Raw genomic sequence first — 23,560 nt, forward strand, 5'->3', positions numbered from 1 at the left:
GCCGTCCACCGGCTGTGCGGACGGCTCAGCCGACCAGCGCACGGACGTCCCAGACGAACGCCCCGTCGATCTCCTGCGCCGGGCCGAGCAACGCCTCGACGGTACGCCGCACCGGCTCGCCGTGGTGCAGTCCACCCTGGACCACCACGGCGGCCCGCCAGTGCCGCAGGTCGGCGACCGCCTGCCACCGGTCGGTGTCGCTGATCGGCGGCACCTCGCCGGTGTCCGCCACCCGCCGGAGCAGCACCGACGTCGGCAGGTCCGGAGCACCCCAGCGGGCCGTCGCGTCATCCGACGCCCGGGGACCGATGAAGAAGCCGCCCGGCGCGGCGAAGGCCAGCCCGGTCCGGGCCGACCAGAGCATCGACGGGCTGCGCCCCGCGTTCGTGACCGGCGGGACCGCCACCACCGTCCGCCCCGGCGGCACGTACCCCCGCCAGGTGCCGTCGGCGACGAAGGCCGGCACCGGCCAGGCCGGCACGGTGCGGATCGGTGTCGGCGTCAGCGGCAGCAGCGCGGCAAGCACCGCCCCGGTCCAGAGCAGCCGTACCGGCACCGCCTCCCGGGCGGCCGGCACCGGCGTCCCGGTGTCGACGCTCGCCTTCGGACCGCCCGCCGCCAAGTCGCCGGCCAGCCGGATCCGGTCGACGGAGAGGGCGACCAGGATGCCCAGCACCGGTATGCAGATCAGCGCGAACCGGGCGGGCACCACGTGGTCGAGCAACGGCAGGTCTGCGATCAGCCGGTACGGACCGGGCAGATCGGTGAACGCGCCGTCGAGGCGTACCCGCGCCCCCAGGGACAGCAGGGCGAACACCACCCCGCAGCCGGCCAGCGCCCGCACCAGGGGCCGACGCCAGAACCAGACTGTGATGATCACGGCCAGCACCAGCAGTCCCGGCCCGAAGAAGGAGTTCTCCTCGGTCGGGTTCGGTGCCAGCAGGGTGGGCACGTGGTGGTCGCCGAAGACGGTCTGCCGGGCGGAGGCGGTGTAGGACGCGGCGTCCAGCTGGTAGCTGTTCGCGTAGAACGGCATCCCCCGGTAGTGGCCGGGGCCGAAGAACTGGAACCACAGCGGGTACGCCAGCAGCAGCACCGACACCGCGGCGCCGACCCCGATCCGGCCGGCAGTGGCCGGTGCCAGCCGGCGGGCGGCGGCCCGGTCGGCCAGCGCGTACCCGAGGACGAAGACCACGGCGGCCAGCGCCACGAAGAGCAGCACCTCCTCGCCGAGGAAGACCTGGTACGTCACTGCCAGCCCGAGCAGCACGCCGTGCCGCCACACCCCGCCGCTACGCTGCGGGCGGAACACCAACACCAGGATCACCGGTACCAGGAACTGGGCGCCCATGTGCAGGTGCGCTCCCGCCTGGGCGACCATGCCGGGAGCGAAGCCGCAGACCAGCCCGCCGGTCGCGGCGGCCACCCGGGAGCCGACCAGGCGACGGCGCAGCAGTACGTACCAGGCGGTGGCGGTACCGGCGAGGCAGCTCACCACCGCCACCCCGAAGGCCGCCTGCGAGCCGCACAGCAGTGTGACCGGGGTCAGCGGGACACCCAACCCGAGCACCGACGTGTTGCCCATCAGGTTCACCCCACCGGGCGCGTTCAGCGCGCCACTCCACAGCGGGTTCTCCAGGCCGACCACGGCACGAGCCGCGTGAGCCAGCATCCACTCGAAGAGGATCTGATCACCGGCCTGGTGGAAGAGACGGTCCGGACGCCCCCACTGCCGGCTGGTCAGCCAGACCGCCAACGCAAGGTAGCCGAACACCACCACCGCGTCGTGGGTACGTGCGCAAAGCCGTCGACGGCGAGCGGCCGCGTCCGGACCGCGCCCGGTCGTGCCGATTGACATCAGGTCCGGGGGTCGGTCAGCGACCGTACGTCCCACACCCAGACGTCCAGTTCGAGACGGGCCGGGCCGACCAGTTGCTCGACGGTCTGCCGTAGCGGCTCGGAGTGCGGTTGCCGCACCGGCAGCACCAGTACCGCCGCGCGCCAGTACCGCAGGTCGTCCAGGGAGCGGCGGCGCTGACGGTCGTTCAGCTCCGGCGTCCGCCCGGTCGTGGCGACGTCCTCCAGCAGCCGACCGATGCCGCTGGGTCGGCCGCCGAAGCGCCCCGGGTCGCCGGTGTTGCCGTTGCGTGGGGCGAGGAAGTAGCCGCCCGGGATCTTGAAGTCCAGGTTGGTGGAGGCGGCCCACCGCATGCCGTGGGTGTTGCCCATGCTCGGTACCGGGATCGGCACGAGTGTCTGGTCCGGCCCCACGTAGGCGCGCCAGCGGCCGGCGGTGATGAACTCGGGCACCGGGGGACGCGACGTCATCGGCAACGGCATGGGCGTGAGCGGCAGCAGCGCCAGCACCAGGCCGGCGGCGGTCAGCGTGCGGACGGTTCGCCGGTCCAGCGACAGCGTGCGGGTCCGCTCGACGGCCAGGGCCAACAGGATCGCCACGACCACGCTGGTGATCATGCCGAACCGGGTCGGCACCACCGCGTCGAGCAGCGGCAGCCGGACCAACCACTCCCACGGTCCGGCGATCAGCTCCCGGTCCCACCAGGAGATCCGCTCGCCGAGGGACAGCACGGTGTAGAAGGCGGCGGTCGCGGCGAGCGCCCGGACCAGCACCTCCCGCCGGAGCCATGCCACGATACCGACCGCGATCAGCGCCAGGCTCCAACCAAAGAAGGCGTTCTCCTCGGAATAGTTCGGGGCGAGGTTCACGTTGGCCCGCTGGTTACCGCCGATCGTCGGCGACCCGGGCGCGAGGTACGCGGCGATGTCGTTGCCGTAGTCGCGGACCGCGTCGCTGAGCCCGTGGTAGGCCATCGGCCCGGTGAACTGGATGTACAGCGGGTACGCCAGCAGCGCCCCGGCGATCACCGTGCAGGTCGCCAGCGCCTTGGCCAGCGGACGCCATGCGGCCGACCAGAGCGCCGGCCGCTGGACGGCCACCGCGATCAGGAAGATCCCGCAGCCCATCGCCGTGAAGAGCAGAATCTCCTCGTTGATGAACGCCTGCGCGGTGACCAGCAGGGCCAGCAGCGCGCCGTCCCGGTACGGCCGGGTCGCTCGGGTGATCACGATGACCCGCCACACGATGAACGGCAGCAGGAACTGACTGATGATGTTCGGGTGCCAGCTGGCGTGCGACAGCATCGCCGGCGAGAAGCCGCAGAACCAGCCGCCAACGATGGCGGCGAGCGGGTTGCTCACCACGTACCGGGACAACACGAAGTACCAGGCCGCGGCGGTGCCGGCGAGGCCGAGCGTCACCAGCAGCACGAAGGTGACGGCGGGCCCGAACAGCAGGGTCACCGGCACCATCGGGATACCCAGCGCGAGGATGGCCGTGTTGGCCATCAGGTTGACCCCGTCCGGGTAGTTGAACTGCTCGGTGAAGAACGGAAACTCTCCGTGCAGCACCACCCGCACCGAGTGGGCGAGGAAGAACTGCACCTGGGCCGGGTCGCTGCTGTAGAGCGAGGCGACCCGGCCGGCCGGGTCCATCCAGATCTGACTGGTCACCCAGATCGCGGTGAGCAGGAACCCGCCGAAGACGGCGAGATCCTGCCGGCGCCGCGTCCATTGGAATCGACGTCGACCCGCCGGAGCCGGCTCGGCCGCGTCGGCCGCCGGCAGGTCGGTGTCCGTCGCCGGGGCCGGGCCGGCGTCGGGCTGACGCTCGGCCCCTTTCGTGGGGCGGACGGTACCCTCACCCAGCGTCACGACTTCAGACGAGGATTCGGCGACGTCGGCGGATTGCGGCGGCACAGCGGCGCGGGTCTCAGCAGGCGTCACAGTCGGCGGAGTCTACCCGAGTACGGGTATGGTTCTAGAGTCAACTCATCATCCCTTGTGGCTGGTGTGCGGCCGGCACGACGCAGCGTAAGGCGGCGCGAGTCACCGCCCGGACGTCTCGTACTATTGCCCTCCAACACGACGACCGACGCGATTGGGGGCGTAACAGGTGGCTCCAGTCCGCTTGCGCGGCTTGACCGCCACCGTCCTGTCTGCCGTACTGGCCACCGTCACCGCCTGCGGGCCGGTCGCCGAACGCCAGCCACGGGACCTGCGGGTCGGCTTCGACAGCATGGACGGCTCGCTGACCGTCTGGCCGCCACGTGGTTCGCTGGCCGAGGACACCGGGGCCACGGCCGCCGTGACCGAAGCGGTCCGGGACTGGCGTTCCCCGGTGGACGGCCGGGTGCACGTACCCTCGTCGGGCATTCTCTTCTCCGGTGAGGTCGACGGCGTCCCGCTGGCCCTGGTCGCCGCCTCGGTACCCGGCGAGTCCGCCTCGTGGCTGCTCCAACTCACCCGCGACGGCGAGCGGTACGTGGTCGACCACTCCATCGAGTACACCGATCCGGGCTACCTGGTCTACTCCGACGTGCTGCCGGTGCAGACCTCGGCGGGGCGCCGGTACCTCACCTCCGAGCGGGTCCGGCGGCTGGTCGGTCCGGACGACCGCCCGGTGGCCAACAGCGACGGCCTGACCGAACGGGTCGACGTGCCGCAGTGCCGGGCGGTGACGGTGAGCGCCACCCTGCGGTCCACCGAGTCGCTGCCCCGCGGTCGCGCGACCGACCGGCTGCTCGACCTCGGCACCGGCACCGCCGGTCCCCGCTACCCGCTGGTCCGCGACGAGAGCGGCTCCGGCCGACGTGCGCTGGCAGACCTCGACACCTGCCTGCTGGCCGGCGAGGACGGCCCGTTCGGCAGCATCTTCCGTCGCGTCGGCGACCGGGACGTCCCGCAGTCGGTGCCGGCATCCTGGCCGCAGGCGAAGGTGGCCGTGCGAACGTTGGGCGAACTAACGCTCGCCGACGGCGAGCCGGCCGAGTTGGAGCAGCTCACCTGGGAGACCGCCGACGGCACGATGAGCGCCGTCGTCCACCGCCCGGCCGGTGCGGGACCGGTGGCGTTCTCCCCCGCCGACCGGACGAACCCGTTGCAGGTCTACGAACTGCCGGTGCCGGGTCAGTCGCTGGTCGTGTTGAGCTGGCGCTCCGCCAAGGACACCACATTGTCGGTGCCGCCGAACACGACTCGCCTGGTCGACCGTCCGGGCCTGGTGGTGGCTCCCCTACCCGAGCGCAGCGAGACCTTCAGCCTCGCCGCCGACGAGAAGACCCACTACCGCTCAGCCGGCTCCCCGCACCGCTGACTCCCCCGCCCGCTCCCTCTCGCGCGATCATGCAGTTGGTGGCCCTTCCAGGAAGGGTGTTCCCGTCGCGAAGGACGACCACAACTGCATGATCGGCGCTGCGCCCACCCTGTGGGCGGAAGGGTCAGTTGTGGGTGTGGGTGTTGGGGGTCAGGTGGGGCGGCTCGACGGGGTCGGCGTCGAGGCGGGAGATCCAGCCGGTGACATCGCGGGCGACGTCCTGGGCGGTCAGCCCGAGGTCGGCCAGGATCTGGCTGCGGGAGCCGTGCGGGTGCCAGTCTGCCGGCACGCCCAGGTCGCGCAGCGGCACCTGGATGTCGGCGTCGCGCATCGCCTGGGCGAGAGCGTCACCGACGCCGCCGACCCGGACGCCGTCCTCGACGGTGACCACCATGCGGTGCCCGGCGGCCAGATCCACCAGCTCGACGGGGACCGGGCGGACCCAACGCGGATCGACCACGGTGACCCCGTATCCCTGCTCGGCCAGCCTGGCGGCGACCTCCACGCCGAGCTTGCCGAAGGCACCGACAGCGACCAGCAGCACGTCGGTACGCGCCGAGGACACCAGCACGTCGACCGGCCCGACCCGGCGCACGGCGGGCAGGTCCGCGATGACCGCACCGGTCGGGAAGCGGACCACTGTGGGGCCGTCGTCAACGGCGATCGCCTCGCGCAGCTCCTCCCGCAGCGTCACGGCGTCCCGGGGGGCCGCGATCCGCAGACCCGGCACCACCCCGAAGACCGACATGTCCCAGATGCCGTAGTGGCTCGGCCCGTCGGGGCCGGTGATGCCGGCCCGGTCCAGCACGAAGGTGACCGGCAGCCGGTGCATCGCCACGTCCAGCAGGACCTGGTCGAAGGCCCGGTTGAGGAAGGTGGCGTAGACCGCCACCACCGGGTGCAGCCCGCCGAGCGCCAGCCCGGCGGCCGAGGTGGCGGCGTGCTGCTCGGCGATGCCCACGTCGTAGGTGCGCTCCGGATACTTGCGGGCCAGCTTCGCGATGCCGGTCGGCTCGGCCATGGCGGCGGTGATGCCGACCACGTCGGGCCGCTCGTCGGCGATCGCGACCAGTTCGTCGGCGAAGACGTGGGTCCACTTCACCGAGGGCGCGGCGGTGGACCTGCCGGTGGCGATGTCGAACGCGCCAGGACCGTGGAAACAGTCCGCCTCGTCCTCTTCGGCGGGACGGTAGCCGTAGCCCTTGCGGGTAACCGCGTGCACGATCACCGGGCCGCCGAAGTTCTTCGCCGCCCGCAGCGCCACCTCGACGGCGGCGACGTCGTGCCCGTCGACCGGGCCGACGTACTTGATGCCCAGGTCCTCGAACATCGCCTGCGGGGCGACGGCGTCCTTGATGCCCTTCTTGACCGCGTGCAGCACCTCGTACATCGGCTTGCCGACCAGCGGGGTCGAGCCGAGGGCGTCCTTCACCGCGTCGAGAACCTTCTCGTACCCCGGGTTCAGCCGCAGCGTCGAAAGGTGGTCGGCGAGGCCGCCGATGGTTGGAGCGTACGAGCGGCCGTTGTCGTTGACCACGATCACGAGTGGATTGCTGGTGGCGGCGATGTTGTTCAGCGCCTCCCAGCACATGCCGCCGGTGAGCGCGCCGTCACCGACCAGGGCGACCACGCTGCGCGACTCGCCACGCAGCGCGTACGCCTTGGCCAGCCCGTCGGCATACGACAGGGCGGTCGAGGCGTGCGAGTTCTCGATGATGTCGTGTTCGCTCTCGGCCTGGCTGGGGTAGCCGGAAAGCCCACCGCGCTGTTTCAGCTGGTCGAAGCCCTGCTGGCGACCGGTGATGATCTTGTGGACGTACGCCTGGTGTCCAGTGTCGAAGAGCAGCCGGTCACGGGGAGAGTCGAAGACCCGGTGCAGCGCGAGGGTGAGCTCCACCACACCCAGGTTCGGGCCGATGTGCCCGCCTGTCCGCGACACCTTGGCGATCAGGAAGTCGCGGATCTCGGCGGCGAGGATGTCCAGTTCGGTGGCGGACATCCGCTTGACGTCCTGGGGACCGTGCACCGCGGCCAGCAGCCGGCCGTGTTTGGCCGTGTCCTCTTCAACACTCATGAGGGCAGAGTCTATCGGCCCTCACCCAGCCCGCACCCCGGTCACCGCCGTCTCGCCGCTGAGCACCAGATCAGCCCGGCAGCAGCAGACCGACGAGCTCCACGTGTTGGGTCATCGGAAAGAGGTCGTAGCCGCGTAGCTCCGCCAGACGCCAACCCAGGCCGGCGAAGACCCGCACGTCCCGGGCGAACGCGGCCGGGTCGCAGGCCACGTACGCCACGGCGCGTGGCCCGGCAGCCACCACGTCGCGCACCACCCGGGCGCCGGCACCCGCGCGGGGCGGATCGAGCACCACCACGTCGACCGGTCCGGTGATCCGTCGACGGGTCAGCGCGGTCTCCACCCGGGCCGCCACCACCTCGACGACGGGCAGATCCCGCAGGTTCTCCCGGGCGGCGGCGACACCGTCGGCGGCCACCTCGACCAGGGTGACCCGACCGCCGGCACCGACCCGGCCGGCCAGCGCGGCGGCGAACAGGCCCGCCCCGCCGTAGAGGTCCCAGGCGGTCTCCCCCGGCCGCGGGTCGGTCAACTGCAACACCGCCTCGACCAGGATGTCCGCCGCCGCGGGATGGACCTGCCAGAAGGACGAGGTGGGTAGCTTCCACTCGCGGCCCACGGCTCGTTCCCGGACCCGATCCGGTCCGCTCACCAGTTCGGTGCGCCCGGCCGCCACGGCGGTCACCGCCACGTCCCCGCCGGTGGAGGCGACAGCTTCCACCGCCTCGGCGTCCGGCCAGGTGACCCCGGTGGAGGTGAGCACCGGCAGGTCCCGGACGGCCGGGTGGGCGATCAGGCAGCGGTCGACCGGCACCACCTCGTGCGAACGGTGCTTGAGCAGCCCGGCCCGGCCCGCCGCGTCCACCGCGTAGCGGACCCGGGAGCGCCATCCGAGCGGGCCGCCCGGCAGCGCCTCGACCCGGATGCCGAGCGCGTCGCACGCGGTCTCGTCGAGGCCACCGAGTCGAACGAGCTGTTCGCGGACGACCTTGGCCTTCCAGTCGAGCTGGGCCGGCGGGGCGACGTGTTGCAGGTCGCAGCCGCCGCAGCGACCCGGCCGGGCATACGGGCAGGGCGGGGCGACCCGGTCCGCAGCGGCCTCCAGCACGCCGATAGCGTCGGCCCGCACGAACCCCCGGTGCACTTCGGTGACCTCCACCAGCACCCGCTCGCCGGGCAGGGCGTGCCGGACGAATACCACCTGGCCGTCCACCCGGGCCACGCAGTGCCCGCCGGGCGCGACCGCCGCCACGGTCAGCTCGACCCGTTGGGCCTCCTCCAGCCCGCCGCGCACCGCCGCGTCGCCAGTCACCGCTGATCCCTCGCTCACCGCTGCTCCTCGTTCGATGCTGGGCTCTCGCCGGTCGGGGCGGAGTGCGACGGTGCGACGGTCGGTGGCGGGATGCTGCGCGGCGCCGCCCGGGGACCACGGACCGGCCCCCGCGTGAGGGTGGCGTCCATCCGGTCGAGATCCTTGCCGGCCGTCGAGGCGAGCTGCCACGGCACACTGGTCACCATCACCCCCGGCTCGAACAGCAGCCGGCCCTTGAGCCGTAGCGCGCTCTGGTTGTGCAGCAGGTTCTCCCACCAGCGTCCGACGACGTACTCGGGAATGAAGACGGTGACCACGTCGCGCGGCGAATCCCGGCGGACGCTGGCCACGTAGTTCAGGATCGGGCGGGTGATCTCCCGGTACGGCGAGTCGATCACGGTGAGCGGGATCGGCACGTCCCGGCGTTCCCAGTCGGCCTGCAACTGCCGGGTGTCGCGATCGTCGACGTTCACGGTCACCGCGGTAAGCGTGTCCGGCCGGGTGGCCTGGGCGTACGCCACCGCCCGCAGGGTCGGCTGGTGCAGCTTGCTGACCAGCACGATCGCGTGGTTACGGGCCGGCAGCACCGGCCGGCCGTCGTCCGGTTCCAGCTCGACCGCGACCCGGTCGTAGTGCCGGCGGATGGCCAGCATCAGCACGTAGATCAGGACCATCGCGACGAGGGCGATCCAGGCGCCGAGCAGGAACTTGGTGATCAACACGATGACCAGCACCGCGGCCGTCATCGCCATGCCGAAGGTGTTGATGGCACGGGACCGGACCATCCGGCGACGGACCATCGGGTCCCGCTCGGTACGCAGCAGCCGGTTCCAGTGCCGGATCATGCCCGCCTGGGAGAGGGTGAACGAGACGAAGACGCCCACGATGTAGAGCTGGATGAGCTTGGTCACCTCGGCCTGGAAGCCGACGATCAGCAGGATCGCGAAGGCGGCCAGGAAGATGATGCCGTTGGAGAAGGCGAGGCGGTCGCCCCGGGTGTGCAGTTGCCGGGGCAGGTAGCGGTCCTGGGCGAGGATCGAGCCCAGGACCGGGAAGCCGGTGAACGCCGTGTTGGCGGCCACGAAGAGGATCGTGGCGGTCACCCCGACGACCAGAAACAGCAGCACCGAGCCGGACCCGAAGATCGTTTCGCCGAGCTGGGCGGTGACCGTCTTCTGGACGTACCCGTCCGGCCCGGCGACGATTTGCAGACCCGGACTCTCGACGAACTGCAACCCGGTGAGCCGGGCCAACCACACGATGCCGACCAGCATGGTCACCGAGACCACGCCGAGCATCAGCAGGGTGGTGGCGGCGTTGCGGCTCTTGGGCGCCCGGAACGCGGGCACTCCGTTGGAGATGGCCTCCACGCCGGTCAGCGCGGCGCAGCCGGAGGAGAAGCTGCGCAGCAGCAGGAACGCCATCGCCCAGCCGGTCGTGTCGTGCCACTCGGCGGCGATCACCAGGTCGGCGCTGGGGGCGCGCAGGTCCTCGCCGAGCACGACGACCCGGACCAGCCCGGTGAGGATCATGCCGATAATCACGATCATGAAGCCGTAGGTGGGAATGGCGAACGCGCTGCCCGCCTCCTTGAGCCCGCGCAGGTTCACCGCGGTCAGCAGCACCACGGCGATCACCGCGACGAGCACCTTGTGCGTCGCGACGAACGGGATCACCGAGCCGAGGTTGGCCACCCCGGAGGAGACGGAGACGGCGACCGTCAGCACGTAGTCGACCAGCAGCGCGCTCGCCACCCCAACGCCGGCGCGCGGGCCGAGGTTCACCGTGGCCACCTCGTAGTCCCCACCACCGGAGGGGTAGGCGTGCACGTTCTGCCGATAGCTGGCCACCACCGTCAGCATCACCACGACGACACCGAGCGCCACCCACGGCGAGAAGGCGAAGGCCGAGGCGCCCGCGATGGAGAGCATCAGCAGGATCTCGTCGGGGGCGTACGCCACGCTCGACAGCGCGTCCGAGGCGAAGACGGGCAGGGCGATGCGCTTCGGCAGGAGGGTGTGCTTCAGCCGGTCGGACCGGAACGGTCGACCGACGAGCAGCCGCTTCAGCAGGGAGGTGGATCTGGCCACAACGGCCAAGCGTACGGCCACCTCCGGTACTCCCACGGGGTGGCCGGCTGCGGGCGGATCCAGCGCCGGAGTACCGTCGGTCCCCGTCCGCGGTCCCGACGTGGCAGGCTCGCAGGCGACGAGGCGCAGCGGTACGCACCGTGGGAGGCAGCGTGCATGTCGTGATCATGGGATGTGGCCGGGTCGGCTCGACCCTGGCCGACAACCTGGAGGCCCGGGGGCACTCGGTTGCCGTCATCGACCAGGATGCCGACTCCTTCCGCCGGCTCCGGCCCGACTTCGCCGGTACGACGGTCACCGGGGCCGGTTTCGACGGCGACGTGCTGCGTCAGGCCGGCATCGAGCGCGCGGACGCCTTCGCCGCCGTCTCCAGCGGGGACAACTCCAACATTATTTCGGCTCGACTGGCCCGTGAGACGTTCGGCGTGTCCCGCGTGGCGGCCCGCATCTACGACCAGCGCCGTGCGCAGGTCTACGAGCGACTGGGCATCCCCACCGTGGCCACCGTCCGGTGGACCGCCGACCGGATGCTGCGGCACCTGCTGCCCGAGGGCAACGTGGAGATCTTCCGCGACTCGACCAGCACCGTGTCGATCGTCGAGGTGCCGGTGCACAAGGACTGGATCGGCCGGCCGGTGCGGACCCTGGAGGAGGCGACCGGTGCCCGGGTGGCCTATCTGATCCGCTTCGGCATCGGCACGCTGCCGGCCACCGGCAGCGTGGTACAGGAGGGCGACCAGGTGTTCATGCTGGTCACCGACGACCTGGTGAACAGGGTCACTGCGGTGGCGGCGACGCCGGAAGGAGGGCAGTGATCGTGCGGGTCGCCATTGCCGGTGCCGGCAACGTGGGTCGCTCCATCGCCCAGGAGTTGATCGAGAACGGCCACCAGGTGCTCCTCATCGAGCGACAGCCGAGGATGCTGCGGCCGGACCGGGTGCCGGATGCGGAGTGGGTCCTCGCCGACGCCTGCGAGCTGGCCAGCCTGGAGGAGGCCGAGCTGGCCGACTGCGACGTGGTGGTCGCCGCCACCGGCGACGACAAGGTCAACCTCGTGGTCTCGCTACTGGCCAAGACCGAGTTCGCGGTGGCGCGGGTGGTCGCCCGGGTCAACCGGGCCGAGAACGAGTGGCTGTTCACCGAACAGTGGGGCGTGGACGTGGCGGTCAGCAAGCCACGGGTGATGGCCGCACTGGTGGAGGAGGCGGTGACGGTCGGCGACCTGGTGCGCCTGATGACCTTCCGGCAGGGCGAGGCCAACCTGGTCGAGATCACCCTTCCGCCGACCGCGCCGTACGTGGGGCGGGCACTGCGCGAGGTGCCACTACCCCGGGACACCGCGCTGGTCGCGATCCTGCGCGGCAAGCGGGTGCTGTTACCCAGTCCGGACGACCCGATCGAGGCCGGCGACGAGTTGGTCTTCGTCTGCACCGCCGAGGCGGAGGACGCCGTACGGGCGGTGGTGCTCGGCCCGGACAGCGTCGAGCGCACCCGCGAGTCGCGCTAGCCCGAACTCATCCGCTGCCTCGTGGTGCGGATCTGCGATGTCTCCCAGAACGGCGTGACCTACGACTGGATCGAACGACTCATCGCCAACGCGCGGCAGCACGCCGTGGTGGTTCAGCCGGTCAACGATCCCGCCGCACGCTGGCGGGTCACCCGTCGCACCGTCCAGACCGTGATCAGCAACAGCAACACGTACGGCGGGTAGCCCAGGGCCAGCCGGGCTATTCCGAGTGCGGTCTCCATGTCCGCGGCAGCCGCCTCGTCGCCGAGCTCGTCGAACCGGCGGGCCGCCAGGTAGATCGCGGCCTGCACGCCCACCTTGGCCAGCCACACCACGCCCCACAGCACGGTCAGTCTCGTGAAGACCTGGACCAGCTTGGGGTCGTCGCGCCACTCGGCGCTGCCCTTGCCGACCAGCACGGACCAGATCCAGCCGACCAGAGGTTGCCGGACCGCCGCGGAGATCAGCAGGGCCAGCCCGTAGCCGATGCCGTAGAGGATCCCGGGTAGGTAGAAGTCCCGCGCGTCACCGGTACGCCAGGCGATGGCGGCGCCGACGCCGATGCCGAACAGGCCGTTGACCGCGTGCCGCACCGGCCGACGCTGGGCCAGCCGTAACCCGCCGATCAGCACCGCCACCGCCACCGACGCGATCACCGCGGGCCGCAGCTCGCCGAGGATGTTGGCGATCACGAAGACCACCACCGGAATGCTGGACTCGGCCAGCCCACGCCAGCCGCCGAGCTGGTCGGCCATCTGTTCGGCGACGGTGGGCAGCCGCTCCTCGTCCGCCGGCCCGGTCTCGGGCTGGGTGGCCGGCTGCTGTCCGGTGGTCATCGCCCGCCGTCCAGAGAATGCCAGATCCGCAGGTTCACTTCGACGGCTCCAACTCGTAGTACGGGTTGTAGATCACCTTGCGGTCGTCGCGCACCGCGATCCGCCCTCTGGCGGTCAGGTGCCGGCCGGGCTCGATGCCCACGATATGCCGCCGGCCCAGCCAGACCAGCGTCACGACGTCACTGCCGTCGTAGAGGTCCGCTTCCAGCGCCGGCAGGTTGATCCGCGGCGTGTAGACGACGGTACGCAGCCGACCGCTGACCGAGACCAGCTGCCCCCGGGCGCACTGCAGCACCGGCTTCGCCCCGCACCGGGCGCTCTCCCGCTGCAGCTGCTGCGCCTCGATCTCGGCCTCGCTCGCGGTGAGCCGGCGCAGCATCCGCCGCAGCGAACCCCGACCCTCGTCGGTGGTCATGACCTCCGCGTCACCTTTCCATGCCGTCCGGCTGTTGCCGACACCGTCGCCTCCGGTCACACCGGGACAACATCCGCCCAGCGTACGCCGGACGGGTCCGTCCCGGCGCACCGGAAGACGCTGGTCTCAGCGCGCGCCGGGTGTCGACGCGATGCCGGCCTGGCCTGCCTGCTCAGCCTGGCCGGCCTCCTCGCCCACCTCGCGCGGCAGTCGCAGTGGCAGCGGTTCACGCACCGGCTTGGCCTCCGCACCCCGGTCGACGACCAGCCCGTCCAGGCACACGGCCAGCGGGCCGGCGGCGGCGGGATCGGTGGCCGCCGCACCCTGGTACACCGCGCGGACCATCCACCGCGGTCCGTCGACCCCGACGAAGCGCAGGTCGGTCAGGCCGTCCTCGGTGCGAACCCGAGCGTGAAGTTCCGGGCCGTACTCGCCGACGACTTCCTCTACGGCGGCGCCGTCGGTGGACAGCGACTTGCGAATCTCCTCGCGTACCTCGTCCCAGATACCCTCGGACCGCGGGGCGGCGAAGACGCCGAGTTGCAGGGCGCTCTGCCCGTGCACCAGCACCACCTGCTGAATGACGCCCTGCTGGTCGGCCTGTACCCGCACCTCGACGTCGGGCACCGCCGGGATCTGCAGACTGCCCAGATCGAGCCGCTGCACGCCGTCGGGCGCCTCGGTCACGTCGTACGGCCCGCGCGCCGGTGTCGGCTCGACGGTCTCGGGCGCCTCGACGGCCCGTTCCTCACGGCCGTGCCGTCCCGCGGCCCGCTTTCGGGAGAAGATCACTGCGCCCACCCTCCGCTGTTCACACTCACGGTGCCATCTCGTCCTTCCGCGCCGTCCGTGTCCGCCGGCGGCACCAGTCCGGCGTGTCCGCCGGTGGAGCCGTGCCCGCCGGTCCCACGTCCGGACGCGGGCAGCTCGGCCACCGGCTGGAAGGCCGCCCGTTCCACCCGCTGCACGATGAGCTGCGCGATCCGGTCGCCCCTGGCGATCTTCACCGGCACGGCCCGATCGTGGTTGATCAGGTTGACCAGGATCTCACCCCGGTAGCCGGCGTCGACCGTACCGGGCGCGTTGAGCACCGTCACGCCGAGTCTGGCCGCGAGCCCCGATCGGGGATGGACCAGGCCCACGTACCCGTCGGGCAGAGCGATCGCCACGCCGGTCGGCACCAGCGCCCGGCCGCCGGGCGGCAGTTCCACGTCGCTGGCCGCCACCAGGTCGGCACCGGCGTCACCGGGATGGGCGTACGCCGGCACCGGCAGCTCGGGGTCGAGCAGTCGGACCGGCACGGGCACCAGGTCGGTCACGTTTTCCTCTTTCTTCCGTATCCGCTGTGGGTGACCCTGTCATCCTGCCCGGTACTCGGGGCGCGGCGCGCCGTACCCTGTCACGGGTGAGCCAGCCACCGTCTCCCTCGTCGACCGCAGCGACCTCGGGGTATGCCGAGCGGATGTGGCTGCCCTGGTGGTTGTGGCTAGCGGGCCTCGCCGCCGCCTCCCTGCTCGCAGTGGAGGTGTGGATGGGCGGCGGCGGCGTGCGGGCCTGGTTGCCGTTCGCGGTGCTGCTGCCGGCCACCGTCGCCGGCCTGGCCTGGCTGGGCCGGATCCGGGTCGCGGTGGTCGGAGGGGAGCTGCGCGTCGACGACGCCCGGCTGCCCGTACGGTTCATCGCCGACGCCATCGCGCTCGATGTTGACGGGAGGCGTGAGGTACTCGGAGTCGGGGCGGATCCACTGGCGTTCGTGGTCCAGCGGCCGTGGATCGGCGGCGCCGTCCAGGTGGTCCTCGACGACCCGGCCGATCCCACCCCGTTCTGGGTGGTCAGCTCCAGGCACCCGGTCGAGCTGGCCGGCGCGCTGCTGTCCGCCCGGGACGCGGCAGGCTGAGCCCGGTCCACCCCACGCGCCCGCCCTCGTCCGCTGGGCTCCTGCGCGGCGGTCAGGCAGGTCCGGGTAGGGCTGGCGGGCCGCCGGGCAGGCTGGGCCGCTGCCGGCGTAGGTCGGTGCGGAGCTGGTCCGCCAGTGTCCGGGTGGCCCGACGGTTCAGGTAGCTCGCCACCGCGGCGCCGGTGAGGAAGGGACCCAGCGTGGTCAGGTTGCGGCCGAAGCGCTTGAGCAGCGTGTCCCGCAGTTCGTGGCGGGCGGCCGTACCGAGCACCGCGCCCACCCCCACACCGGGCATCATCGGGTTGACGCCACGCTGGTTCGCCCAGGCCTGCACCAGGGAGACCGTCCGCTGGCTGCCCGCGGCGGGCAGCGCAGCGCCGTAGACCTCGTGCAGCTCACCGGTCAGCTTCAGCTCGATCGCCACCACGGCCACGGTCTCGGCGGCGAGCAGCACCGGCGCGGACAGCAGGCTCGGGGTGACCGTCCACTGCACCGCCGAGGCGCCGCCGCCGGCCGCGCCGATGCCCGCCGTGGCTCGGGACGCGTTGCGAACCAGCCGGTCAGCCAACTCCTCGCCGTCGAGTCCGGGGAAGTGTCGGCGCAGGGTGGCCAGGTCACGGATCGGCACGTGTGGGGCGATCTCGGCGACCGTGTCCACCATCCAGCGCACCGCCGCCTTCGGCTTGAACAGGTCGCCGATCCCCCGGGTGCGAGCCTGTCCGACCAACCGGGTGAGCAGTTGCCGCCGTTTCGCCGGCTCGATGTCGTCGGCGGTCAGCGCAAGGACCGTCTCGCCAAGTTCGTCCGCCCGCTCCCCGCGTTCGCTCATGCCAGCACTCCGCTGCGCTCGCTCATGGCTAACGAGTCAACCAGGTCGCACGTCGTGGCGCTCGTCGAGCCGGGCAGCGGCGGCCCCATACGGGAGCCGCCGCCGTCGCCTTCTGTCGGTCAGACGCACTCGCGGCAGATCAGCTCGCCGTTGCGCTCAACTGCCAGCTGGCTACGGTGGTGCACCAGGAAGCAGCGGGCGCAGCGGAACTCGTCCTGCTGCATCGGTAGCACCTTGACCGTCAGCTCTTCGTCGGCGAGGTCGGCGCCGGGCAGCTCGAAGCTCTCAGCCACTTCGGCCTCGTCGACGTCCACGGCGCCCGACTGAGAGTCGACGCGCCGGGCCTTGAGCTCTTCCAGGCTGTCCTCGCCGAGGTCGACCTCGTCGCGGCGCGGGGCGTCGTAGTCGGTGGCCATCGGTTTCACTCTCCCATTTCGATGTTGTCGCTTCCGGTTGTAACGCCGGACGACGCTGTTTCGGTTCCGCTGGCCGGCCACCGCTTGTGTCGGCCAACTGACCCGACGACCGCTCGGGCCAGTCCGCCAGAGAATCTCCCCTGGCGAGGCGCGGAACCCTACCCCCCCTTTGGGCGAGGCATGTATACCGCCCTCGTGGCTGAGATGTACGCCCCCGCACGTGAAGTTGTTCCCAATGTGACTCAGGCGACACGAAGATAGGGGTAGTACTACCCGGTTCCCGGATGCCGCGCCGGCATGTCGGACTGTTTCCACGCGACGGCCGGACACCCGTTAACCTCAGCGGCGTAACTGACGGCCGGCGGCACGGCCGCCGGCCGCCGCCACCCATCATCGCCCGGGAGTGCCCTGATGAGTTTTGCGCGAGTGCGAGCACTCGTTGTCGTCGGCATGCTGGCAGTGGTCGCCCTGGTCTTCGTGGTCGTCGCCCTGGTCAAGGACACCCAGAGCAACGCCGGCTCTGGTGAGGGTTGCCCCGCGGACTGGCCGCGCGCCGACGTCACCCTGCGGGAGTCAAAGGATGTCAGAATCAACGTGCTGAACGGCACCGACCGACCGGGGTTGGCCGGCAGCGTGGCCGACGACTTCCGCAACCGGAACTTCCAGGTGCAGAAGGAAGCCAACCAGAAGAAGCAGATCGACGAAGTAGCGGTGCTGCGCTACGGCCCCAAAGGGGTCAGCTCGGCCCACCTGCTGCGCGCGTACTTCCTGGACAACGCCGAGTATGAGTACGACGTCAAGCGCGAGGACGACGTCGTCGACGTGGTGCTGGGCGGCAGCTTCCAGCAACTGGCCACCACCACCGAGGTCAACCAGTCGCTCGGCGACCTCGGTGCCCCGGTCGCCCCGCCGGGTTCCTGCCCGCTGCCGATCGACGACTGACCGCCCGAGGTGGGCGGTCAGGGGCCGCCGGAGGCGTCCAGCGCGGCCAGGCGGTCGTGCAGCGGGGCGAACAGCGCGGCCGGCGCAGCGATGACCATGTCCGGTCCGGCCACCAGCCCGTCGAGCCCACCGACCCGCAGGCCTGCCTCGCTGGCCACCAGACCGCCGGCGGCCTGGTCCCAGGCGGCCAGGCCCTTCTCGTAGTAGGCGTCGGCCCGCCCCTCAGCGACCAGGCACAGGTCCACGGCGGCGGCACCGAGCCGCCGGATGTCCCGCACGTGCGGGATCAGTTCGGCCAACACCCGGGCCTGGTGGGCGCGACGGGCCGAGTCGTAGCCGAATCCGGTGACCACCAGCGCCTGGCCGAGGTCGGTCTCGGTGGAGCACCGTAGGCGCCGGCCATCGCGCCAGGCACCACCGTCGGCGGTGGCGGTCCACTCCTCGCCGGTGTGGATGTTGCGCACCACGCCCGCCACCACCTCGCCGCCCACCTCCGCGGCGATCGACACACCGCAGTGCGCCAGCCCGTACAGGTAGTTGACGGTGCCGTCGATCGGATCCACGATCCACCGCACCTGGGCGGGGGCGCCACCCCGCTCCGCCGCGCCGTACTCCTCGCCCAGGACAGCGTCGTCCGGCCGCAGCCGGCGCAGCTCATCGATGATCTGACGCTCCACGGCCCGGTCGGCCGCGGTCACCACGTCGGTGACCGTGCTCTTGGTCGCCGCGACCGAAACACCCTCGGCCCGCATCCGGTGCGCGGTGGCTGCCGCGCCCCGCGCCACGTCGATCGAGAGCTCCAGCAGTTCCCGCGGCGGTGGCGCCGAGTGGTCCATCATCGGTCCCCTTCCCACACGGCCGGGTATCCGGGTTCCGCGCAGGTATCATCCTTACAAAGTCCAAAAGCGCACCGAATCGGCGGTCCCGACCACCGATCAGCCGTGCGGCGCAGGATGATCGCCGCCGACGGCGTTACAATTCACCCCTGCCCACGCGCCACGGGCCGCCACACGACGGACGGGCCGGGACACGGGGGTTCCTCAAACACATCGCCCGGCGCGGTGCCCCACGCTGCGCCGGACGACCCGGCCGTGCCCGCTCTTCGCCTCCGGAAGGTCATTCGTGACAGAACCCCGCCAGACCGGCGCCGACGTTCGCTCGCTCACCGACACCTTGATCGCCCACGCGCAGAGCGCCGGCGGCCAGCTCACGTCGGCCCAGCTCGCGCGTACCGTCGAGTCCGCCGAGGTGACGCCGGCCCAGGCCAAGAAGATCCTGCGGGCGCTCTCCGAGGCCGGGGTGACCGTCGTGGTCGACGGCTCGGCCAGCACGCGCCGGCGGGTGGCCGCCGCGCGCTCCGTGACTCCGGCGTCCCGGGCCACTACCGCCAAGACCACCAAGAAGGCCGCCGCGCCGGCCCCGAAGCAGGCCCCTTCGGCCGACGAGGCGCCGGCTCCGGCCCCGCGCAAGGCAACCTCGCGCAAGGCCACCGGGACCACTGCGGAGACGGCCGCCAAGGCCGTCGCCCCGGCCAAGAGGTCCACCCGCGCCACCAAGGCCACGGTGGCCGCCGCGACCGGCGCGGGCAAGCCCGCCAAGCCGGGTGAGGCCGCCGAGGGTGAGGTGAACCCCGAGGAGCTCGCCGCCGAGATCGAGGACGTGGTGGTCGAGGAGCCGGCCGAGCTGGCCCGGGCGGCTGCGGCCGACGCGGCGAGCTCCGCCACGGACAACGACTTCGAGTGGGACGACGAGGAGTCCGAGGCGCTCAAGCAGGCGCGCCGGGACGCCGAGCTGACCGCCTCCGCGGACTCGGTTCGGGCATACCTCAAGCAGATCGGCAAAGTTCCCCTGCTCAACGCCGAGCAGGAGGTGGAGCTGGCCAAGCGGATCGAGGCGGGGCTCTACGCCGCCGAGCGGCTGCGGGCGGCCGACGAGGGCGAGGAGAAGCTCGTCCGGGACATGCAGCGCGACCTGCTGTGGATTTCCCGAGACGGTGAACGCGCCAAGAACCATCTACTGGAGGCCAACCTCCGCCTGGTCGTCTCCCTCGCCAAGCGGTACACCGGCCGCGGCATGGCCTTCCTCGACCTCATCCAGGAAGGCAACCTCGGCCTCATCCGCGCCGTCGAGAAATTCGACTACACCAAGGGCTACAAGTTCTCCACCTACGCCACCTGGTGGATCCGCCAGGCCATCACCCGCGCCATGGCCGACCAGGCCCGCACCATCCGCATCCCGGTACACATGGTCGAAGTGATCAACAAGCTGGGCCGGATCCAGCGCGAGCTGCTCCAGGACCTGGGCCGCGAGCCCACGCCGGAGGAGCTGGCCAAGGAGATGGACATCACACCGGAAAAGGTGCTGGAGATCCAGCAGTACGCCCGGGAGCCCATCTCGCTCGACCAGACCATCGGCGACGAGGGCGACAGCCAGCTCGGCGACTTCATCGAGGACTCGGAGGCGGTTGTCGCGGTCGACGCGGTTTCCTTCTCCCTGCTCCAGGACCAGCTCCAGCAGGTTCTCCAGACGTTGTCCGAGCGTGAGGCGGGTGTGGTGCGCCTGCGCTTCGGGTTGACCGACGGGCAGCCACGTACACTGGACGAGATCGGCCAGGTCTACGGCGTGACGCGCGAACGGATCCGGCAGATCGAGTCCAAGACGATGTCCAAGCTGCGGCACCCGTCCCGGTCCCAGGTGCTCCGGGACTACCTCGACTGATCCGCATCCGTCAACTGAACGTGCCGTTTTGACCACCTGGCGTACAACGTCGGTTGGTGATCAGGTGGTTGCACGAATGTGATCGTTGACGTGGCACCCTGGTTGCACGGCACACTGTCCCTGCCATGTGTGACCTCGGTCCCCCGCGGGCACACAGGGAAGGCGAGGACCGACAAGGGTGTTGCAGGATAGGTGACCACGACCGAAGAGAGTGTTCATCGGTGACGACCAGAGGAGGAAGGCGATGACCCCGACCCTCACGCCGCCGCCCGAGACGGTGAGCCCCCCGGCCGCCGATGAACGGTGCGACCGCTGCAATGCCGCCGGCAAGCTCCGGATCACCCTGTCGGGTGGCAGCGAGCTGGTGTTCTGTGGACACCATGCCAACAAGTACGCGGAGGATCTCGTGAAGATCACCGTGCGGTACGCGGCCGACCCGGAGTTCGCCTGGCGCGGCGCTGACCTGATGGCCAGCTGAGAAGTCAGCAACATGGCCAGCTGAGGGACAGCAACTCGACACAGCCGACCGGAGACATCCCCAGGATGTCTCCGGTCGGCTTTTGCCTGCCCGGGTACACCGGGATGGCCGGGAGCCGGTCGGCCGCCTCAGCGGGCCGCTCAGCCGGCGACAGGCGGCACGAGGGAATTTCCACCGGCGCCGGCGGAACCTGCCCGGGCGGGTTGTGCGCGCCCGTCCGGCCCCGGTGGGGCCGATGGGCCGGAAGTGACATCGGTGGCCGACGGGGCGCCGGGTCAGAGTGTCTGCGCGGTGGCGATGCGTTCCTCGAGCTGCTCGATGGTGGCCTGCGCGCTCGGCGGGCCGCCGCAGAGCCGACGCAGTTCGGCGTGGATCTTGCCGTGCGGCTGGCCGGTACGGTGGTGCCGGGCCGCCACCAGGGCGTTGAGCTGGCGCCGCAGCGCGACCCGACGCTGCGCGGCGCTCATCGGCGCTGGTGGGGCGGCGGCCGGCGCCGTCACCGGTGCCCCCGCCCGTTCGGCGACCCGACGTCGCTGGGCGGCGAGTTGATCAGCCTGACGCTTGGACAGCAGCGCGGCCACCTGTTCCGAGGTGAGCAGCCCGGGCAGGCCCAGGTACTCCTCCTCCTCGGGCGTGCCGGCCTGCGCAGCCGTGCCGAAGGAGGCGCCGTCGAAGATCACCTGGTCCAGCTCCGCGGTGGCGGACAGCGCGGTGAAACGCTTCTCCAACTCGCCACTGGCCTGGTCGTCGCGCTGGGCGCGCTCCAGCAGGTCGTCGTCGAAGCCCTCGCGGTCGGACGGCTTGCCCAGCACGTGATCCCGCTCGACCTCCATCTCGCTGGCCAGCCCGAGCAGGTGCGGCACGCTGGGCAGAAAGACCGAGGCGGTCTCCCCCGACCGACGGGCCCGGACGAACCGCCCGATCGCCTGGGCGAAGTACAGCGGGGTGCTGGCGCTGGTGGCGTAGACGCCGACGGCCAGCCGGGGGATGTCGACGCCTTCGGACACCATCCGCACCGCGACCATCCAGCGCTGCTGGGAGGCCCCGAACGTCGCGATTCGGGCGGAGGCGCCCACGTCGTCGGAGAGCACGACCGCCGCCTTCTCCCCGGTCACCTGCTCGATCAGCCTGGCGTACGAGCGGGCCGCCTGCTGGTCGCTGGCGATGACCAGCCCAGCCGCGTCAGGCATGCCCGCGACGCGCAGCACCGTCAGCCGGGCGTCGGCGGCCCGCAGCACCTGTGGCATCCAATCGCCGGCCGGATCCAGCGCGGTACGCCAGGCCTGGGCGACGAGATCCTGCGTCATCGGCTCACCCAACCGGGCCGCCAGTTCCTCGCCGGCGTTGGTACGCCATCGGGTCTCACCGGAGTACGCCAGGAACAGCACCGGCCGCACCACCCCGTCGCGCAGCGCGTCAGTGTAGCCGTACACCGAGTCGGCCCGGGAGCGCAGCAGGCCGTCGCTGCCCCGCTCGTAGTCGACGAACGGGATCGGATTGTCGTCGGAGCGGAACGGCGTGCCGGTCAGCATCAGTCGGCGTACCGCGGGCTCGAAGGCGGCCTTCACCCCGTCGCCCCAGGTGCGCGAGTCGCCGGCGTGGTGGATCTCGTCGAGGATCACCAGGGTGCGCCGGGTCATGGTGCGCCGCCGGTGTACCTGCGGGGCCATCCCGACCTGCGCGTACGTGATCACGGCACCGTGGAAGTCGGCCGTGGAGTGCACGTCGGCGTTGCGGAACGCGGAGTCGAGCTGGATGCCGACCAGGGCCGCCGACTCGGCCCACTGGGTCTTCAGGTGCTCGGTCGGCGCGACCACGGTGACCGCCTCGACGCTGCCGTCGGCGAGCAACTCGGCGGCGATCCGCAGAGCGAAGGTGGTCTTCCCGGCGCCGGGCGTGGCGACCGCGGTGAAGTCGTCGCTGCGGCGACGCAGGTACTCCACCAGAGCCTTGCGCTGCCAGGCGCGCAGGGGTGGAAAAGTCTCGAGCGCCGGCGTCCGGGCTGCCACGTTTTCGCTCCTCTCCGACCACACGTTGTCCCGGCCGCGGGCCGGCGGACCCGGGCCGAGGGGCACGGGTAGCCGCCCCACGAAAACGCCTCCGCGCAACGAGCCGCGAAGGCCGACTCAGCATAACCAGGACCGGCCATCGCGCCCACGCGACGCCACACCGGTCACCGAACACCGCTCACCACCGGACCGCCGTGACCCGCGGAGGACTCACTGTGACATCCCGGTGGCGCCGGAACCCGGCGCACGCAGCACGGCCACCGGCGCAGCCCACCGTCGACGCAGGGCAACCAGGCGGATTCCGAAGACCAGCAGCACCGCGGCGGTCAGCGGTACCGGGCCGGTGTGCCCGAAGCCGTTGAGGACCACCACCACGATCGAACCGATCAGCGCCGCGACGGCGTAGATCTCCCGCCGCAACACCACCGGGATCTCGGCGGTCAGCAGGTCCCGGCCGAGCCCGCCACCGATCGCGGTGATCATGCCTATCAGGCAGGCGCCGACCGCCGGCACCTGGGCGTCGAGGGCCTTGAGGGTGCCGGTGACGGTGAACAGGCCCAGTCCGGCCGCGTCCAGCACCAGGACGGTGCTACGCAGCCGGGTCAGCTGCGGGTGCAGCCAGAAGACCGCTGCTGCGGTCAGGGCGGCGGTGGTCGCGTAGCGCCAGTCGGCGAACGCCAGTGGCGGCACCTCGTCGATGACCAGGTCGCGGACGATCCCGCCGCCGAGTGCGGCGACGAAACCGACGAACACCACCCCGAACAGGTCGAGCCGCTTGGCCACCGCCGCGGAGGCACCCGAGGCGGCGAAGACCGCGACACCGGCCAGGTCGGCAAGGAGCAGGGCGGTGGAGGTGGTCACCGC

21 protein-coding genes are annotated in these 23,560 nt (G+C 71.5%); 7 read left to right on the plus strand and 14 right to left on the minus strand.

Annotation, left to right across the window (positions count from 1 at the left end; genetic code table 11):
- Window positions 1-25: 25 nt before the first annotated feature.
- Together ACFHWY_RS03955 and ACFHWY_RS03960 are read right to left on the minus strand one after the other, a co-directional pair.
- On the minus strand, window positions 26-1,858 hold the full coding sequence (locus ACFHWY_RS03955; RefSeq protein ID WP_416578709.1) for a hypothetical protein: 1,833 nt from the start codon (window positions 1,856-1,858) through the stop codon (window positions 26-28).
- Window positions 1,858-3,804 carry a hypothetical protein gene (locus ACFHWY_RS03960; RefSeq protein WP_416578710.1) on the minus strand — a complete coding sequence of 649 codons (1,947 nt, stop codon included), beginning with the start codon at window positions 3,802-3,804 and terminating at the stop codon, window positions 1,858-1,860. The genes ACFHWY_RS03955 and ACFHWY_RS03960 overlap by 1 nt, the downstream gene beginning before the upstream one ends.
- Window positions 3,805-3,973: 169 nt before the next feature.
- Here ACFHWY_RS03960 and ACFHWY_RS03965 point away from each other — a divergent pair, with 169 nt between their 5' ends.
- Window positions 3,974-5,173, plus strand: a complete 1,200-nt coding sequence (locus ACFHWY_RS03965) for a hypothetical protein (protein WP_416578711.1) — start codon at window positions 3,974-3,976, stop codon at window positions 5,171-5,173.
- A gap of 124 nt (window positions 5,174-5,297) precedes the next feature.
- Here ACFHWY_RS03965 and dxs read toward each other — a convergent pair whose 3' ends face one another.
- From dxs to ACFHWY_RS03980, 3 genes are all read right to left on the minus strand, one after another.
- Window positions 5,298-7,247, minus strand: a complete 1,950-nt coding sequence (gene dxs / locus ACFHWY_RS03970; RefSeq protein WP_416578712.1) for a 1-deoxy-D-xylulose-5-phosphate synthase — start codon at window positions 7,245-7,247, stop codon at window positions 5,298-5,300.
- 70 nt (window positions 7,248-7,317) lie between these two features.
- Complete coding sequence (locus ACFHWY_RS03975; RefSeq protein ID WP_416578713.1) at window positions 7,318-8,577, minus strand: class I SAM-dependent RNA methyltransferase; 1,260 nt, start codon at window positions 8,575-8,577, stop codon at window positions 7,318-7,320.
- Window positions 8,574-10,649 carry an APC family permease gene (locus tag ACFHWY_RS03980; protein ID WP_416578714.1) on the minus strand — a complete coding sequence of 692 codons (2,076 nt, stop codon included), beginning with the start codon at window positions 10,647-10,649 and terminating at the stop codon, window positions 8,574-8,576. Before ACFHWY_RS03980 ends, ACFHWY_RS03975 begins: the two co-directional genes overlap by 4 nt.
- A gap of 152 nt (window positions 10,650-10,801) precedes the next feature.
- Here ACFHWY_RS03980 and ACFHWY_RS03985 point away from each other — a divergent pair, with 152 nt between their 5' ends.
- Window positions 10,802-11,464 carry a potassium channel family protein gene (locus ACFHWY_RS03985; protein WP_416578715.1) on the plus strand — a complete coding sequence of 221 codons (663 nt, stop codon included), beginning with the start codon at window positions 10,802-10,804 and terminating at the stop codon, window positions 11,462-11,464.
- Window positions 11,461-12,156, plus strand: a complete 696-nt coding sequence (locus tag ACFHWY_RS03990) for a potassium channel family protein (RefSeq protein WP_416578716.1) — start codon at window positions 11,461-11,463, stop codon at window positions 12,154-12,156. The genes ACFHWY_RS03985 and ACFHWY_RS03990 overlap by 4 nt, the downstream gene beginning before the upstream one ends.
- Window positions 12,157-12,269: 113 nt before the next feature.
- On the opposite strand, the gene ACFHWY_RS03995 is transcribed toward ACFHWY_RS03990, so the two are convergent.
- From ACFHWY_RS03995 to dut, 4 genes are all read right to left on the minus strand, one after another.
- Entirely contained in the window at window positions 12,270-12,992 is a 723-nt protein-coding gene (locus ACFHWY_RS03995) for a DUF3159 domain-containing protein (protein ID WP_416578717.1), read from the minus strand.
- Window positions 12,993-13,026: 34 nt separating this feature from the next.
- Window positions 13,027-13,407: an OB-fold nucleic acid binding domain-containing protein gene (locus tag ACFHWY_RS04000; protein WP_092373916.1), complete on the minus strand. Its 381-nt coding sequence runs from the start codon at window positions 13,405-13,407 to the stop codon at window positions 13,027-13,029.
- 126 nt (window positions 13,408-13,533) lie between these two features.
- Entirely contained in the window at window positions 13,534-14,199 is a 666-nt protein-coding gene (locus ACFHWY_RS04005; RefSeq protein WP_416578718.1) for a DUF3710 domain-containing protein, read from the minus strand.
- Complete coding sequence (dut, locus tag ACFHWY_RS04010) at window positions 14,196-14,726, minus strand: dUTP diphosphatase (RefSeq protein ID WP_416578719.1); 531 nt, start codon at window positions 14,724-14,726, stop codon at window positions 14,196-14,198. The genes ACFHWY_RS04005 and dut overlap by 4 nt, the downstream gene beginning before the upstream one ends.
- 143 nt (window positions 14,727-14,869) lie before the next feature.
- Between dut and ACFHWY_RS04015 the strand changes: the two genes are divergently transcribed.
- The gene (locus ACFHWY_RS04015; protein WP_416579010.1) at window positions 14,870-15,304 is read left to right on the plus strand and encodes a DUF3093 domain-containing protein; all 435 of its coding nucleotides are present in this window, start codon (window positions 14,870-14,872) and stop codon (window positions 15,302-15,304) included.
- A 52-nt stretch (window positions 15,305-15,356) separates the two neighbouring features.
- On the opposite strand, the gene ACFHWY_RS04020 is transcribed toward ACFHWY_RS04015, so the two are convergent.
- Both ACFHWY_RS04020 and ACFHWY_RS04025 read right to left on the minus strand, forming a co-directional pair.
- On the minus strand, window positions 15,357-16,133 hold the full coding sequence (locus ACFHWY_RS04020) for a hypothetical protein (protein WP_416578720.1): 777 nt from the start codon (window positions 16,131-16,133) through the stop codon (window positions 15,357-15,359).
- Between the two features lie 119 nt (window positions 16,134-16,252).
- Entirely contained in the window at window positions 16,253-16,549 is a 297-nt protein-coding gene (locus tag ACFHWY_RS04025; RefSeq protein WP_007075406.1) for a DUF4193 domain-containing protein, read from the minus strand.
- Window positions 16,550-16,975: 426 nt separating this feature from the next.
- Here ACFHWY_RS04025 and ACFHWY_RS04030 point away from each other — a divergent pair, with 426 nt between their 5' ends.
- Entirely contained in the window at window positions 16,976-17,491 is a 516-nt protein-coding gene (locus ACFHWY_RS04030; RefSeq protein ID WP_416579011.1) for a LytR C-terminal domain-containing protein, read from the plus strand.
- Window positions 17,492-17,508: 17 nt separating this feature from the next.
- Here ACFHWY_RS04030 and ACFHWY_RS04035 read toward each other — a convergent pair whose 3' ends face one another.
- Window positions 17,509-18,327, minus strand: coding sequence for an inositol monophosphatase family protein (locus tag ACFHWY_RS04035; protein ID WP_416579012.1), 819 nt, complete (start codon window positions 18,325-18,327; stop codon window positions 17,509-17,511).
- Window positions 18,328-18,613: 286 nt separating this feature from the next.
- Here ACFHWY_RS04035 and ACFHWY_RS04040 point away from each other — a divergent pair, with 286 nt between their 5' ends.
- Window positions 18,614-20,209, plus strand: coding sequence for an RNA polymerase sigma factor (locus ACFHWY_RS04040; RefSeq protein ID WP_416578721.1), 1,596 nt, complete (start codon window positions 18,614-18,616; stop codon window positions 20,207-20,209).
- A 244-nt stretch (window positions 20,210-20,453) separates the two neighbouring features.
- The gene (locus tag ACFHWY_RS04045; protein WP_416578722.1) at window positions 20,454-20,687 is read left to right on the plus strand and encodes a hypothetical protein; all 234 of its coding nucleotides are present in this window, start codon (window positions 20,454-20,456) and stop codon (window positions 20,685-20,687) included.
- 275 nt (window positions 20,688-20,962) lie between these two features.
- Here ACFHWY_RS04045 and ACFHWY_RS04050 read toward each other — a convergent pair whose 3' ends face one another.
- Both ACFHWY_RS04050 and ACFHWY_RS04055 read right to left on the minus strand, forming a co-directional pair.
- A complete protein-coding gene (locus ACFHWY_RS04050) occupies window positions 20,963-22,696 on the minus strand; it encodes a DEAD/DEAH box helicase (RefSeq protein ID WP_416578723.1) in 1,734 nt (577 codons plus the stop codon).
- A 210-nt stretch (window positions 22,697-22,906) separates the two neighbouring features.
- Complete coding sequence (locus ACFHWY_RS04055) at window positions 22,907-23,557, minus strand: trimeric intracellular cation channel family protein (RefSeq protein ID WP_416578724.1); 651 nt, start codon at window positions 23,555-23,557, stop codon at window positions 22,907-22,909.
- Window positions 23,558-23,560: the final 3 nt, after the last annotated feature.

Origin of the sequence: Micromonospora sp. LOL_024, assembly GCF_048060415.1 — a bacterium.
Taxonomy (GTDB): domain Bacteria; phylum Actinomycetota; class Actinomycetes; order Mycobacteriales; family Micromonosporaceae; genus Micromonospora.

Coding starts and splice junctions, on each gene's coding strand:
- ACFHWY_RS04045 (WP_416578722.1), top strand. CDS start 20,454: ATGACCCCGACCCTCACGCCGCCGCCCGAGACGGTGAGCCCCCCGGCC.
- ACFHWY_RS04015 (WP_416579010.1), top strand. CDS start 14,870: ATGTGGCTGCCCTGGTGGTTGTGGCTAGCGGGCCTCGCCGCCGCCTCC.
- ACFHWY_RS03995 (WP_416578717.1), bottom strand. CDS start 12,992: ATGACCACCGGACAGCAGCCGGCCACCCAGCCCGAGACCGGGCCGGCG.
- ACFHWY_RS03955 (WP_416578709.1), bottom strand. CDS start 1,858: ATGTCAATCGGCACGACCGGGCGCGGTCCGGACGCGGCCGCTCGCCGT.
- ACFHWY_RS04020 (WP_416578720.1), bottom strand. CDS start 16,133: ATGAGCGAACGCGGGGAGCGGGCGGACGAACTTGGCGAGACGGTCCTT.
- dxs (WP_416578712.1), bottom strand. CDS start 7,247: ATGAGTGTTGAAGAGGACACGGCCAAACACGGCCGGCTGCTGGCCGCG.
- ACFHWY_RS04000 (WP_092373916.1), bottom strand. CDS start 13,407: ATGACCACCGACGAGGGTCGGGGTTCGCTGCGGCGGATGCTGCGCCGG.
- ACFHWY_RS04035 (WP_416579012.1), bottom strand. CDS start 18,327: ATGGACCACTCGGCGCCACCGCCGCGGGAACTGCTGGAGCTCTCGATC.
- ACFHWY_RS04025 (WP_007075406.1), bottom strand. CDS start 16,549: ATGGCCACCGACTACGACGCCCCGCGCCGCGACGAGGTCGACCTCGGC.